Consider the following 13,393-nt stretch of genomic DNA (forward strand, 5'->3'; position numbering starts at 1 on the left):
GTGGCATGAGAGCTTTGCCGCTGGATATCGGAACCATTCACTTTGTCGGCATTGGCGGCATTGGCATGAGCGGCATCGCCGAAGTGCTGCACAACTTAGGCTATTCGGTTCAAGGATCCGACCAAGCCGAAGGCCCCAACGTTGTGCGCCTGCGCGAACTGGGCATCAACATTCACGTCGGCCATAGCGAAGACAACTTGGGCGAAGCGGGTGTGGTGGTGATTTCCAGCGCGGTCAAATCCGATAACCCCGAAGTCGTCGGTGCGCGTAAGCGTTTGATGCCTGTGGTTCGTCGCGCGGAAATGCTGGGCGAACTGATGCGCCTCAAATGGTCCATTGCCGTTGGCGGCACGCATGGCAAAACCACAACGACGTCGTTGGTGGCACAGTTGTTGGATGCGGCGGGTCTGGACCCGACTGTGATCAACGGCGGTATTATCAACGCCTGGGGCTCTAATGCTCGTTTGGGCTCGGGCGATTGGATGGTTGCCGAAGCTGACGAGTCGGACGGGACATTCTTGAAGTTGCCCTCCACAATTGCCGTGGTCACCAACATTGATCCGGAACACTTGGACCACTATGGCGACTTCGACACCTTGCGTGCAGCCTTTGCCCAGTTTGTCGAAAATATTCCCTTTTATGGCTTTGCGGCGCTGTGCATTGATCACGCCGAAGTTCAAGCTTTGATCCCCCGCGTTTCTGACCGGCGCATCATCACGTACGGTTTCAACCCGCAAGCCATGGTGCGCGGCGAAAACGTGCGACCGGGGCCGGATGGCATGATGTTCGATGTGAGCTTTTCCGGAAGCGCAGACAACAAGGCCACGGTCGTCAAAGACGTGATGTTGCCCATGTACGGTCCGCACAACGTGCAAAACACTTTAGCGGCTGCGGCGATTGCCTATGAGATGGGCATCGATCCCAACGTCTTGAAAACCGCGTTCGGTAATTTCGAAGGTGTGAAACGCCGCTTCACCAAAACGGGTGAGGTGGACGGCATTACCGTGATTGACGATTACGGTCACCACCCGGTAGAAATCGCAGCCGTCTTGAAAGCCGCACGCGGGGCTGTGAGTGACGGCCAAGTGATCGCCGTTGTCCAGCCTCATCGCTATTCCCGCCTGCGCGATTTGTTCGAAGAGTTCTGCACCTGCTTTAACGACGCCGACGCCGTGTTGGTGGCGGATGTGTTCGAAGCGGGCGAAACACCCATTGAAGGCTATAACCGCGAAAGCTTGGTTGCGGGATTGCGCGAACACGGGCACCGCACCGTGATGTCTTTGGCCGATCCCGACCGTTTGCCGGATGTGGTCAACGACCTCGCCAAGTCCGGCGATATGGTCGTGTGTTTAGGTGCGGGGAACATCACGCAATGGGCAAACAAACTGCCTGACCGTTTGAAAAAAGTAAGAGGGAGCTAACATGATGGCTGCCGCTACGCAAACCACCAACTTGATCAACCGCCTGCCAAAGGTGCGCGGCCGATTGAGTGCGGGCGCATCGCTCGCCAAGGTGACGTGGTTTGGTGTGGGCGGTCCGGCGGAAGTTCTTTTCAAACCTGCCGACGCAGAAGACTTGGCGGACTTTTTGACAAACAAATCGCAAGACGTGCCCGTCACGATCTTAGGCGTCGGCTCCAACATGTTGGTGCGCGACGGCGGTATTCCCGGTGTGGTGATCCGCTTAGGCCGTGGCTTCGTTGATGTCGATGTTACCAACGCCGACGTGATCTGCGGTGCAGGGGCCTTGGACGGCAACGTTGCGAAGGCCGCCATGGAAGCCGGTGTGACCGGGCTTGAGTTTTTAAGCGGCGTTCCCGGAACCATCGGTGGAGCATTGCGCATGAACGCGGGTGCTTATGGTGCGGAAATGCAAAACATCGTCGTCGGCGCGATCGCGCTGGACGCAAAGGGCAATCGTCAGCGTTTAGATTCTGCTGATTTAGGTTTTTCATACCGTCAAAGCGCGGTCCCCAAAGATTGGGTATTCATCCAAGCGCACCTTCGCGGTCATGCGGGTCAAGTCGAAGACATTCGCGGACGCATGGACGACATCAAACAAGCGCGCGAAGACAGCCAGCCGCTGCGCACGTCCACTGGGGGCTCGACCTTTAAAAACCCTGATGGTCACAAAGCGTGGGAATTGATTGATCAAGCCGGGTGCCGGGGTCTTCGGATCGGCGGGGCGCAAGTGTCGGAGAAACACTGTAACTTCCTGATCAACCACGGCAACGCAACAGCGGCCGACATCGAAGACCTGGGCGAAGAAGTCCGCCGCAGGGTGAAAGAAAACTCCGGCATTGAGCTGGACTGGGAAATCAAACGCATCGGCGTGCGGCCAAAGGTTGGACCAGAGGGAGAATCCCAATGACCAAAAATGTAGCCGTCTTCATGGGGGGATGGTCGGCGGAACGTGATGTCTCGCTGGTGTCTGGTGCAGCGTGTTCCGAAGCGTTGAAGCGCGCGGGCTATTCTGTAACCCCAATTGACGTGCAACGCGATGTGGGCTCTTTGCTGGGCCGATTGTTCCCCAAACCCGATTTGGTGTTTAATGCACTGCATGGCCGCTTTGGTGAAGACGGCTGTGTTCAGGGTTTGTTGGATATTTTAAACATCCCCTACACCCATTCCGGTTTGACGGCTTCTGCTGTGGCGATGGACAAACCTTTGGCCAAACGTCTGTTCAAAGACGCAGGCATTCCCGTCGCCGAAGATATGGTCGCCACCCGTGACCAGGTTTTGGCGGGTGAGGTTTTGAAACCACCCTATGTGGTCAAGCCCGCAAACGAGGGCTCCAGCGTCGGCATTCACATCGTCCGTGAAGGCGAAAACGAATTGCCGTTTGCACATGACAGCTGGCCTTATGGTGAAACGGTGATGGTCGAACAGTTCATTGCCGGGCGAGAATTTACCGTTGCCGTCATGGGCGACAGACCGCTTGCCGTGACAGAGATTTCAACCGACCATGAATTTTATGACTACGATGCCAAATACGCCGAAGGGGGCTCGACCCATCAAATCCCGGCGGACATCGAAACCGACGTCTATGACGAAGCCTTGCGTTTGGCCAAATTGGCTCATGACACGCTGGGTTGTCGCGGCGTCAGCCGTGCCGACTTCCGTTACGACGGACAGGCGCTTTATATCCTAGAGGTGAACACCCAACCCGGCATGACGCCGACGTCCTTGGTGCCAGAACAGGCCGGGCATGTCGGCATCAGCTTCGAAGAGCTGGTCAGCTGGATGGTGGAAAACGCGGAGTGTGATGCATGAGAAATATGTTGAGCAAATTACGCAAGTCCGACGAACTGTTGGATGCAGCCGGGCAAGAGCCAGCGCTCACGCCCAAACGTAGACGCGTGGTGCCGTTCCATAAACGGCCGCAAACCGTCTTTATCACGGCGGTGCTGGGCTTAGGCATAGTCGCGGGCGGTCTGCATTGGTCGTGGAAAAACGGCTTTGTTCAAGACGCCTATGCGCAAGTCAAATGGTCGGTAATCAAAGTCACGGCGGACCTGGGCTTTACGGTTCAAGAGGTATTGGTCACCGGGCGCGGCGAAACGGCGCGCGATGATCTTTTGGCGACCCTTGGCATTCAACGCGGGGCGCCGATCTTGGCATATGATTTTGCACAAGCGCGCGAACGCGTCGAAGAGTTGCCGTGGGTTTTTCAAGCCCGCGTCGAACGTTTGTTGCCTGACACCTTGGTTATCCACTTAACCGAACGCCGCCCCATGGCGCTGTGGCAACACCGCGGTTCGTTTTCATTGATCGACGACAACGGCGTGGTGATTACGCACAATGCGTTGGATCGTTTTTCCAATTTGATCCAAGTGGTGGGTGAAGACGCCCCCGACCATGTGGGCGGATTGTTGGAGCTGCTGGAAACCCAGCCGGAACTCTTGGCCCAAGTGAAAGCCGCTGTGCGGGTGGGTGGCCGGCGTTGGGACTTGTCCTTACAAGGCGGGGTAGATGTGCGTCTGCCCGAAGACAATGCACCGAAAGCCTTGGCGCGCTTGGCGGCCTTTGAACAGGAAAGTGGTGTGTTGGCCCGTGACATTCGTGTTTTGGACTTGCGCATGCCCGACCGTGTGATCGTGCGGCGAAATGTCATCCCAGAACGCCGCCCCAAACGGAAAGGCGGACAACAAACTTAGAAATTTTGGCCAGCTTAAGTCATTTGAAACTTTAGTTTAAGAAAATTGGTTTAATCGAAGCGTTGCAACGTTAGAAAGACCAACAAGAATGCATCGCCACCAACCTCAACCGAAACCGCGTAACGGCCTTGTCGCCGCCTTGGATATCGGTTCAACCAAAGTATCGTGCTTGATCGCGCGCAAGGAAGGCACGCGCCCGCCGCGTGTCATTGGTGTTGGACACCATGCATCCGCGGGTGTCAAAAATGGCACCATCGTGGATATGGAACAGGCCGAAGCCACCGTGCGCGCCGCCGTTGGCGCAGCCGAAGAAATGGCGGGGGCTAATATTGAGTCCGTATTCGTGTCGTTGACCGGCACTGCGTTCAATTCACGCTTGGTGGCCTATGACATCAATATTTCCGGTCACGAAATCGGCGATCAGGATCTGCGCAAAATTTTGGACGCTACACGCCTGACCCAATCCTTGCCGCAAGACCAAGAAATCGTGCACTCGATCCCGGTGGGCTATTCCATCGATGGCAATCGGGGTGTGCGCGACCCGCGCGGTATGTTTGGCGATAGTCTGGGCGTGAACCTGCATGTAGTCACGGCCCAGACCAACGCGCTGCGCAACATCGATACCTGTTTGCACCGCTGTCACTTAGACGTGGACGGTCATGTGGTCTCCCCTTACGCCAGCGCCATGTCGGCTTTGGTCGAAGATGAAATGAAGCTGGGCGTGACCTTGGTCGATATGGGCGGCGGAACGACGAACATCTCCGTCTTTTTTGACGGCGAGCTGATGCACGCCGACTGCATTCCCGTGGGCGGCATGAACGTCACCAACGACATTGCGCGGGGCTTGTCCACGCCTGTTCAGCATGCGGAGCGGATGAAGACCCTTTACGGCAACTGTATGCCGTCCCCCAAAGACGATTTGGAAGTGTTGAAGGTTCAGTTGATCGGCGAAGAGCAGACGGGGGAAACCAACGAAGTCCCGCGCTCCATGCTGGTGGGTATCATCCGACCGCGGTTGGAAGAAACCTTTGAGTTGGTGCGCGATCGCTTGCACGGCGCCGGGTTCGAACGTCTGTCGGGTCCGCGTCTTGTCTTAACGGGCGGCGCCAGTTTGCTGCCCGGCGTGCGTGAATTGGCCGGCGAAATCCTGGGCAAGGACCAAGTGCGCATGGCCAAACCGCGTTACTTGGAAGGCATGGCGGAAGTCGCCTCCGGCCCGCAGTTTTCTGCGTGTGCAGGTCTTGTGAACTATGCCTATGAAACTGCTGAAGAAACTTTGGGTCGCACCTATCGCCCCAAAGAGCAGCCTGCCAGCCGTTTTGGTAAAATCGGCCAGTGGCTGCGGGATAATTTTTAAGCCCAAAATATTGTCCTAATAACGCCTTCCGACTCGCAAATCGAATCCCTTTCAACAGCATCGTGCGAATCGGCGGTAAATGTGGCTAAAGTTACGAAATATTAAGGCTTTTCGCCGACAAGTAATAAAACGAGCGGAGTGTGGAGCTGAGCTATGAGCATCAATCTAAGCGTACCCCAAAATGAGACCGTCGAGCTGAAGCCGAAAATCACCGTTGTGGGTGTTGGCGGCGCAGGCGGAAACGCTGTGAACAACATGATCAACGCCCAATTGGAAGGTGTTGAGTTTGTTGTTGCGAACACGGATGCGCAGGCTTTGACCTCGGCTGCGACTGAGCGCCGCATTCAACTGGGCACAGGATTGACCCAAGGTCTGGGGGCTGGCTCCAAGCCCGAGATTGGTCGCGCTGCCGCAGAAGAAACCATCGACGAAATCAACGACCAGCTCAAAGGTTCGCACATGGTGTTCATCGCCGCCGGTATGGGTGGCGGAACAGGGACAGGTGCCGCTCCGGTCATCGCGCGCGCGGCTCGTGATTTGGGTGTTCTCACGGTTGGTGTCGTCACCAAGCCGTTCCAATTCGAAGGCCGTCATCGCTTTGGCATTGCCGAGCGCGGCATCGAAGAGCTGGAACAGTATGTCGACACGTTGATTATCATTCCCAACCAAAACCTTTTCCGCGTCGCCAATGAAAAGACCACGTTCTCCGATGCCTTCAAAATGGCTGACGACGTGTTGTATTCCGGTGTGCGTGGCGTGACCGACCTGATGGTCATGCCCGGTCTGATCAACTTGGACTTTGCCGATGTGCGCTCGGTCATGAGCGAAATGGGCAAGGCCATGATGGGCACCGGCGAAGCCGAAGGCGAGCGCCGTGCTCTGGACGCTGCCGAAGCCGCTATTTCCAACCCGCTTCTGGACGACACCTCCATGGCGGGCGCCAATGGCGTGCTGATCAATATTACCGGCGGCAACGACATGACGTTGTTCGAAGTTGACGAAGCCGCCAACCGCATCCGCGCCGAAGTCGACGAAGACGCTTACATCATCTTCGGTTCGACCTTCGACGGCGAGCTGGATGGCCGCATTCGCGTTTCCGTGGTGGCTACGGGTATTGACGCCGAACAGTGCAAACGTCCCGAGCCGGAAGTGCTGACCATGCACGCCGAACCGGTGGCTCAAGCGCCTGTTCGCGAAGAGCCCGAAGTTGAAGACACCCCGATTACCCAGCCGGAACCAAGCGTTGCCGCTGTGCTCAGCGAAACGGTTGCAATGGCTGACGACGAAGATGAAGCCGACCCGGTGAACGACCCGGTCATGGTTGAAGACACGCCGCAGACTTTGGATTTTGATCTGTCCGCAACGGTGGAAAAAACCGAAGCCCCTGTTCAAGCGGAACGGACAGAAGCGGAAGATCTTCTGGACGAGAACATTGAAGACATGGGCGCGCCTGAGCCCAGCCGCATCCCGGCCAGCTTCTCCGCCCCCACGGCCACGCCGTCGGCCAGCGAAGAAGACGCCTTCATTCCGCCCGCACCGACTTTGGTCGAAGAAGATGAGCCTGAAATCGACCCGATGGCCGAAGCTGCCATGGTCAACGGAGGCACAGGGGCCGGTTCAGCGCCGACCGCCAAAGCCACCAAAGGTCCAAGCTTGTTCGAGCGTGTCACCGGTGGCGCGAAAAACCGGGTGTCCATGTTTGGCTCCAAAACCGCCGAAGCGGTTGCTCCGGCTCCGGCTCCAGCCCCGGCGGCTTCGCAACCCGCTGCCAGTCTGACGGGCGCCCCGGTTCAACCGACCACACAGATGAAAACATCCGCTATGGCCGAGCCCGCATTACAAGGTTTGGACCCGCAAGAGCGCCTGCAAACCAGCCAGTCCGAAGACGATTTGTTGGACATTCCGGCGTTCCTTCGCCGGCAGGCAAACTAAGCCTTTTAAATCAATGGCTTGCAAATGTTTCAGGCTGTAACAAAAGGTAACAGTGTTTGATTTGAGCGCTTCAGTCCAGGGTGGTAAACCCATTACTGAAGCGCTCTTTCTTTAAGAGACGCCGAAACAAAAGGCTCCAAAGGGGCTAGAACATAAATTTGGCTGCAAAATGCAGTTCTGGGGTTTAAGGAACACATACCGTGATCAAGCAAAAAACGTTGAAGAGCGCCATCAGCTGCACCGGCATCGGTCTGCACTCGGGTGAAAAAATCACCATGACGCTCAATCCAGCCGAAATTGACACAGGTATCGTTTTCCGCCGCACCGACATCCAAGGCGATGGTGCTCAAATCCCCGCAAAATTCGACACGGTTATCGACACGCGTATGTGCACCACCATCGGGTTGGAGCCTGCGAAATCCATCGCCACCATCGAACATTTGATGGCAGCCTTGGCCGGGAGCGGCGTCGACAACGCGCTGATCGAAGTCGGCGGCGCCGAAGTCCCCGTGATGGACGGCAGCTCGGCTCCGTTCTTGTTCTTGATCGATTGCGCAGGTGTCGAAGACCAAAACGCCGCACGCAAAGCCGTTCGTGTGCTCAAACCCGTTTCCATCGTTGATGGTGACAAATCGGCGCATCTGAGCCCGGCGGCTGGTTTCTCTTTGGACTTCCACATTGAATTCGACAACGCGGCCATCGGCACGCAGTCCATGTCTGTGGACATGACCGACGCGGTGTTCAAAAACGAAATCGCGCGCGCACGCACGTTTGGCTTCTTGCATGAAGCCGAAGCCCTTTGGGCCGCAGGTTTGGCCAAAGGCGCGTCCTTGGACAATGCTGTGGTCGTGAGCGGCGACAAAATTATGAACGAAGATGGCCTGCGTTTCGATGACGAATGCGTGCGTCACAAAATCTTGGACGCGATTGGCGATCTGTATTTGGCAGGTACGACGCTGCAAGCCCACTACACGGGCACCAAAGCCAGCCATGCGCTGAATAACCAATTGCTGCGCGAACTGTTCTCTGATCCGGCAAACTACGAAATCGTCGATCAGGAAGAATTTAGCGCTGGGCAGCCGATGCAAGGCGCGTCTTCTTGGGCCAAACAAACCGTCGCGGCGAGCCCGGCGACGGCCTAAAGCACAGCTTCAGACATTCACGAAATGTTCCGATTCGTGCCCGGTTTAAAAGCCGGGCGCAATTCGTTTGGGCTTTGGGCTGTCGAAAAGCCCAAAATTCTGCCATTTTTTAGCCTTAACCCAGGTGCTGGACAGACATCCCAGCCTGCGTGATATACTCCGTCCCACGTTTGAACTCGAAAGAACTGGCTCTATGGCGAAACCATTGAAAACATCCGCTCGGATTTTCCTGCTGGCAGGCCTTCTGGGCGTTGCGGCGTGCTCCAGCGACGAACCGATTGCGACGGATATCCAAGAAGAGCCGGTAGAAAAGCTCTACAACGCAGCCGTTGATGCTCTCCAGCTTGAAAACTATGACGACGCTGTGACCCGCTTTGACGATGTCGAGCGCCAACACCCCTATTCAAACTGGGCCACCAAAGCGCAGGTGATGTCGGCGTATAGCCATTACATGGCAAACAATTACGACGAAGCCGTTGTGGCGTTGGATCGCTTCATTCAGCTGCACCCGTCCAACAAAGACACACCCTATGCTTATTACTTGAAGGGCCTTTGTTATTACGAGCAGATCTCTGACGTTGGCCGTGATCAAATGATGACCGAGTTGGCGTTGAAAACGCTCAAAGAACTGACGATCCGCTACCCCGAGAGCGAATACACCCGCGATGCCAAGCTCAAGATCGAACTGACCTACGATCACTTGGCCGGGAAAGAAATGGAAATTGGGCGCTATTATCAAGCGAAAAAGCAGTATTTGGCGGCCATCAATCGTTTTGACCGTGTCGCCCAGGAGTTCCAGACCACAACCCACACGCCTGAGGCCTTGATGCGTTTGGTGGAAAGCTATTTGGCTTTGGGCCTGCGCGAGGAAGCCAAAAAGTATGGCGCCGTTTTGGGCCACAACTTCCCGTCCAGTTCTTGGTACGAAGACGCCTATATCTTGCTGGAAGCCCCAGAAATGGCGCGGCCTGACGACAAGTCTTGGTACAAACCGTGGGAATACGTTTGGTAACGGGGTAGGACCTCACCATGCTCAGCCGTCTGTCCATCCGCGATGTGGTTTTGATCGAACGCCTTGAATTGGATTTTCACCAAGGGCTTTGTGTGCTCACGGGTGAAACCGGTGCAGGTAAATCGATCCTTCTTGACAGCTTAGGCCTAGCCCTGGGCGCACGTGCAGAGGCGCGCTTGGTGCGCCATGGTGCGGCACAGGCGGTGGTCACCGCTGAATTCGACCTCAAAGACGGCCACCCTGCGTTTGCCTTATTGGAAGAACACGGACTAAGTTTGGAAGGCGAGCCGTTGATGCTGCGCCGGACCTTGGGCACCGACGGACGATCGCGCGCCTTTATCAACGACCAAAGTGTCAGCGTCGGCTTGTTGCGCCAAGTTGGGGAAGATTTGGTTGAAGTGCATGGACAGTTCGACAATCACCGTCTGCTCAACCCTGCGACCCATGTGGGGTTGTTGGACGCCCACGGTGGGCACGCGGCTTTGCGCGGCCAAGTGGCAGCGGCTTATGGCACGTGGCGTGACGCCGTCACCGCCCGCAAACGGGCTGAAGAAGAATTGGAAGCCGCCCGCCAGGACGAAGAATACCTGCGCCATGCCGTGGACGAGCTCAAACAACTGAGCCCCGAAGAGGGCGAAGAAGACCGCTTGGCCAATGAACGCCAAATTCTGATGCACGGCGAAAAGCTGATTGAATCCATGAACGCGGCTCAAAAGGCTTTGGACAACGGCCACGGTGTCGAACGCATGCTGCGCGATGCCATGCGCGCGCTGGAACCCGCCATGGAAAAAGCCGAAGGGGTTTTGGACGCGACCATGGCCGCCTTGGACAGTGCGGGCGAGCAAGTCTCCGTCGCGCTGGGTGAGCTGGACAGCGCCGCCAACCGGGTGGATTTGGACCCGCGCCATTTGGAACAGGTGGAAGAACGCCTGTTTGCCCTGCGCGCCATTGCCCGCAAACACAATGTTGAAGTGGTGAACCTGCCTGACCTGTTTCAAAAGCTGACGGCTCAATTGGAAAGCATCGACAACGGCGGGCAGAACTTGGAAAAGCTGCTGCAAGCCGAAACCCAAGCCCGCGCGGGCTATTCTCGCGTCGCCGGGCAATTGTCCGAAGCGCGCAAAGAAGCCGCGTCCGGATTGGACAGAGCCGTTGGTATCGAACTGGAGCCCCTGCGTCTGGGCGCGGCCAATTTCTGCACGACGATATTTTCCAGTGCCGAAGAAGAGGGCTGGGGTGAAAATGGCTGGGACAAGGTCGCGTTCGAAGTGGCCACCAACCCTGGCGCCCCATCAGGACCGCTCAACAAAATTGCGTCCGGGGGCGAGCTGTCGCGCTTCATGCTGGCCTTGAAAGTCGTTTTGGCCCAATCCGACCCCGTGCCCACTTTGGTGTTTGACGAAGTCGATAGTGGCATTGGCGGTGCCGTGGCCGACGCCGTGGGGCAGCGTTTGGCACGCCTGGGCGAAGACGTCCAAGTCTTGGTCGTCACCCACAGCCCGCAAGTCGCTGCTCGCGGTGTGGCCCATTGGCATGTGTCGAAGGCCGAGCAGGGCGGTGCGGTGCGCACATCTGTGGACGTTCTCAACCACGACCAACGCGAGGTCGAGATTGCACGTATGCTGTCGGGTGAAAACGTCACCGAAGAGGCCCGCGGTGCGGCGCAAAGCTTGCTCTATGGGGCTGCGCAATGACCACGGATATCCGGGACATCCCCGCCCACGATCTGACGTCCGTCGAGGCGGACCAAGAGCTCGAACGCTTAGCCATCGAGATCAAAGAGCACGACGACCGCTACTATCAAAAAGACGCGCCGTCCGTCACTGATGCAGAATACGATGCCTTGCGTCAACGCAACGAAGCCATCGAAAAACGCTTTCCGCTTTCCGTGCGCCCCGACAGCCCGACCAACCGCGTTGGTGCGGCTCCGGCTTCGGGCTTTGGCAAAATTAAGCACGCCAAGCCGATGCTGTCGCTGGGCAATGTGTTTGACGAAGAAGAACTGCAAGACTTTATCGACGGCATCCGCCGCTTTTTGAAAGAGCTTTCGGAAAATCCAGACATCCCTTTGGAGCTGGTGGCGGAACCAAAGATTGACGGCCTGTCGATCTCTTTGCGTTATGAGCATGGCAAGTTGGTCCAAGCCGCCACGCGCGGCGATGGGGTGGAGGGCGAAGACGTCACCGCCAACGCCCACCACGTCCAAGACATTCCGCAAACCCTGCCCGCAGGCGTGCCAGATGTCTTAGAAGTGCGCGGCGAAGTCTATATGTCGAAGAAGGACTTCTTAAGCCTCAACCAACGCCAAGAGGCTGCGGGCGGCAAAGTCTTCGCCAACCCGCGCAATGCGGCGGCGGGCTCACTGCGCCAATTGGACAGCTCCATCACGGCGAAACGCCCTTTGAGCTTCTTCGCCTATGCCTATGGCGAGGTGAGCGCTACGCAATGGGATACGCACGGCGCATTTGTCGATTTGCTCAAAACCTGGGGCTTTTCCGTCAATCCGTTCACCCGCGTGTGCAATGGTGTGGATGAGATCATGGCCCAGTACGACACCATCGGTGAGCACCGCGCCGAGTTGGACTACGACATTGATGGCGTGGTCTACAAGGTCAATCGCTTGGACTGGCAGGAGCGCCTAGGTTTCGTATCCCGCGCACCGCGTTGGGCCATCGCCCACAAGTTCCCGGCAGAGAAGGCCGTGACCATCTTGAAACAAATCACCATCCAGGTGGGGCGCACCGGCGTGCTGACCCCGGTGGCGGAGCTGGAGCCCATTACGGTGGGCGGCGTGGTGGTGAGCCGCGCCACGCTCCACAACGTGGACTATATCCGTGAATTGGACATTCGCGTGGGCGATCATGTGGAAATCCAGCGCGCTGGCGATGTGATCCCACAGGTGTTGCAAGTGATTGACGACGGCTCGCACGGGGACCGCGAAGCCTTTGTCTTTCCCACAACGTGTCCCGTGTGCGACAGCCACGCGGTGCGTGAAGAGGGCGAAGCGGCGACGCGCTGCACCGGCGGTTTGGTCTGCCCGGCGCAAGCCCACGAACGGCTCAAACATTTTGTGTCGCGCAATGCATTCGATATAGAGGGCATGGGCGGCAAGCACGTCGTAGCGTTCTTCGACACCGGCTTGATCAAAACTCCTGGTGATATCTTCCGCCTCAAACCCGAAGACTTGAGCGGCCGGGAAGGGTGGAAAGATAAATCCATCGATAACCTCATGGCCGCCATCGCCGCCAAAAAAACCATCGAAATGCCGCGCTTTGTTTTTGCCTTGGGCATCAATCAGGTGGGCCAAGCCACCGCACGCTTGCTCGCCAAGCAATACGGCTCTATGAGCGCGCTCCGTACAGCTATGGAAGGCGCGCGGATCATTGGCTCGGAACAGTTGGAAGAACTGCTCAACATCGACGGCATCGGCGCCAGCATGGCCAAAGACATCGTCGAGTTCTTTGCCGAGCCGCACAACAACCAAGTCCTGGACGACCTGCTCAGCAACGTCAACGTCGAAGACTTCGAAGCCCCGGACACAGACGGCTCACCCGTCGCGGGCAAAACCGTGGTGTTCACCGGAACGCTGGAAACCATGAGCCGGGGCGAGGCCAAAGCGAGAGCGGAAAGCTTGGGCGCGAAAGTGTCGGGCTCGGTCAGCAAAAAAACCGACTACGTGGTGGCCGGGCCGGGGGCGGGATCCAAAGAAAAGAAAGCCCGAGAGCTTGGGCTGACGGTATTGAGCGAGCAAGAGTGGCTCGATCTTACTATGGGCATTTGAAAGCAATAAATTG

At 57.2% G+C, this 13,393-nt stretch carries 10 protein-coding genes; all 10 read left to right on the forward strand.

Translation table 11 applies throughout. From position 1 onward, the window contains the following. Nucleotides 1–5: 5 nt before the first annotated feature. The 10 genes from murC (at nt 6) to ligA (ending at nt 13,380) form a co-directional block, all read left to right on the forward strand. Nucleotides 6–1,421, forward strand: a complete 1,416-nt coding sequence (gene murC / locus V5T82_RS10165) for a UDP-N-acetylmuramate--L-alanine ligase (protein ID WP_332895523.1) — start codon at nt 6–8, stop codon at nt 1,419–1,421. Between the two features lie 4 nt (nt 1,422–1,425). Continuing rightward, nucleotides 1,426–2,370 carry a UDP-N-acetylmuramate dehydrogenase gene (gene murB / locus V5T82_RS10170; RefSeq protein ID WP_332895660.1) on the forward strand — a complete coding sequence of 315 codons (945 nt, stop codon included), beginning with the start codon at nt 1,426–1,428 and terminating at the stop codon, nt 2,368–2,370. Next, a complete protein-coding gene (locus V5T82_RS10175; protein ID WP_332895524.1) occupies nt 2,367–3,272 on the forward strand; it encodes a D-alanine--D-alanine ligase in 906 nt (301 codons plus the stop codon). The genes murB and V5T82_RS10175 overlap by 4 nt, the downstream gene beginning before the upstream one ends. Next, on the forward strand, nt 3,269–4,156 hold the full coding sequence (locus V5T82_RS10180; RefSeq protein WP_332895525.1) for a cell division protein FtsQ/DivIB: 888 nt from the start codon (nt 3,269–3,271) through the stop codon (nt 4,154–4,156). Before V5T82_RS10175 ends, V5T82_RS10180 begins: the two co-directional genes overlap by 4 nt. 88 nt (nt 4,157–4,244) lie before the next feature. Then, nucleotides 4,245–5,513, forward strand: a complete 1,269-nt coding sequence (ftsA, locus tag V5T82_RS10185) for a cell division protein FtsA (RefSeq protein ID WP_332895526.1) — start codon at nt 4,245–4,247, stop codon at nt 5,511–5,513. 153 nt (nt 5,514–5,666) lie between these two features. Further along, nucleotides 5,667–7,445 carry a cell division protein FtsZ gene (gene ftsZ, locus V5T82_RS10190; protein WP_332895527.1) on the forward strand — a complete coding sequence of 593 codons (1,779 nt, stop codon included), beginning with the start codon at nt 5,667–5,669 and terminating at the stop codon, nt 7,443–7,445. 200 nt (nt 7,446–7,645) lie between these two features. After that, the gene (lpxC, locus tag V5T82_RS10195; RefSeq protein WP_332895528.1) at nt 7,646–8,587 is read left to right on the forward strand and encodes a UDP-3-O-acyl-N-acetylglucosamine deacetylase; all 942 of its coding nucleotides are present in this window, start codon (nt 7,646–7,648) and stop codon (nt 8,585–8,587) included. A gap of 193 nt (nt 8,588–8,780) precedes the next feature. Next, nucleotides 8,781–9,599 (forward strand): outer membrane protein assembly factor BamD, encoded by an 819-nt coding sequence (locus tag V5T82_RS10200; RefSeq protein WP_332895529.1) that lies wholly within the window; start codon nt 8,781–8,783, stop codon nt 9,597–9,599. Between the two features lie 17 nt (nt 9,600–9,616). Beyond that, complete coding sequence (gene recN / locus V5T82_RS10205; RefSeq protein ID WP_332895530.1) at nt 9,617–11,293, forward strand: DNA repair protein RecN; 1,677 nt, start codon at nt 9,617–9,619, stop codon at nt 11,291–11,293. Beyond that, the gene (gene ligA / locus V5T82_RS10210) at nt 11,290–13,380 is read left to right on the forward strand and encodes an NAD-dependent DNA ligase LigA (RefSeq protein ID WP_332895531.1); all 2,091 of its coding nucleotides are present in this window, start codon (nt 11,290–11,292) and stop codon (nt 13,378–13,380) included. Before recN ends, ligA begins: the two co-directional genes overlap by 4 nt. The last annotated feature ends 13 nt before the right edge of the window (nt 13,381–13,393 follow it).

This window comes from Magnetovibrio sp. PR-2 (assembly GCF_036689815.1).
Taxonomy (GTDB): domain Bacteria; phylum Pseudomonadota; class Alphaproteobacteria; order Rhodospirillales; family Magnetovibrionaceae; genus Magnetovibrio.

Bases quoted from the DNA above. Each gene is read 5' to 3' on its own strand.
- murC (WP_332895523.1), top strand. From the start codon at position 6: ATGAGAGCTTTGCCGCTGGATATCGGAACCATTCACTTTGTCGGCATT.
- murB (WP_332895660.1), top strand. From the start codon at position 1,426: ATGGCTGCCGCTACGCAAACCACCAACTTGATCAACCGCCTGCCAAAG.
- V5T82_RS10175 (WP_332895524.1), top strand. From the start codon at position 2,367: ATGACCAAAAATGTAGCCGTCTTCATGGGGGGATGGTCGGCGGAACGT.
- V5T82_RS10180 (WP_332895525.1), top strand. From the start codon at position 3,269: ATGAGAAATATGTTGAGCAAATTACGCAAGTCCGACGAACTGTTGGAT.
- ftsA (WP_332895526.1), top strand. From the start codon at position 4,245: ATGCATCGCCACCAACCTCAACCGAAACCGCGTAACGGCCTTGTCGCC.
- ftsZ (WP_332895527.1), top strand. From the start codon at position 5,667: ATGAGCATCAATCTAAGCGTACCCCAAAATGAGACCGTCGAGCTGAAG.
- V5T82_RS10200 (WP_332895529.1), top strand. From the start codon at position 8,781: ATGGCGAAACCATTGAAAACATCCGCTCGGATTTTCCTGCTGGCAGGC.
- recN (WP_332895530.1), top strand. From the start codon at position 9,617: ATGCTCAGCCGTCTGTCCATCCGCGATGTGGTTTTGATCGAACGCCTT.
- ligA (WP_332895531.1), top strand. From the start codon at position 11,290: ATGACCACGGATATCCGGGACATCCCCGCCCACGATCTGACGTCCGTC.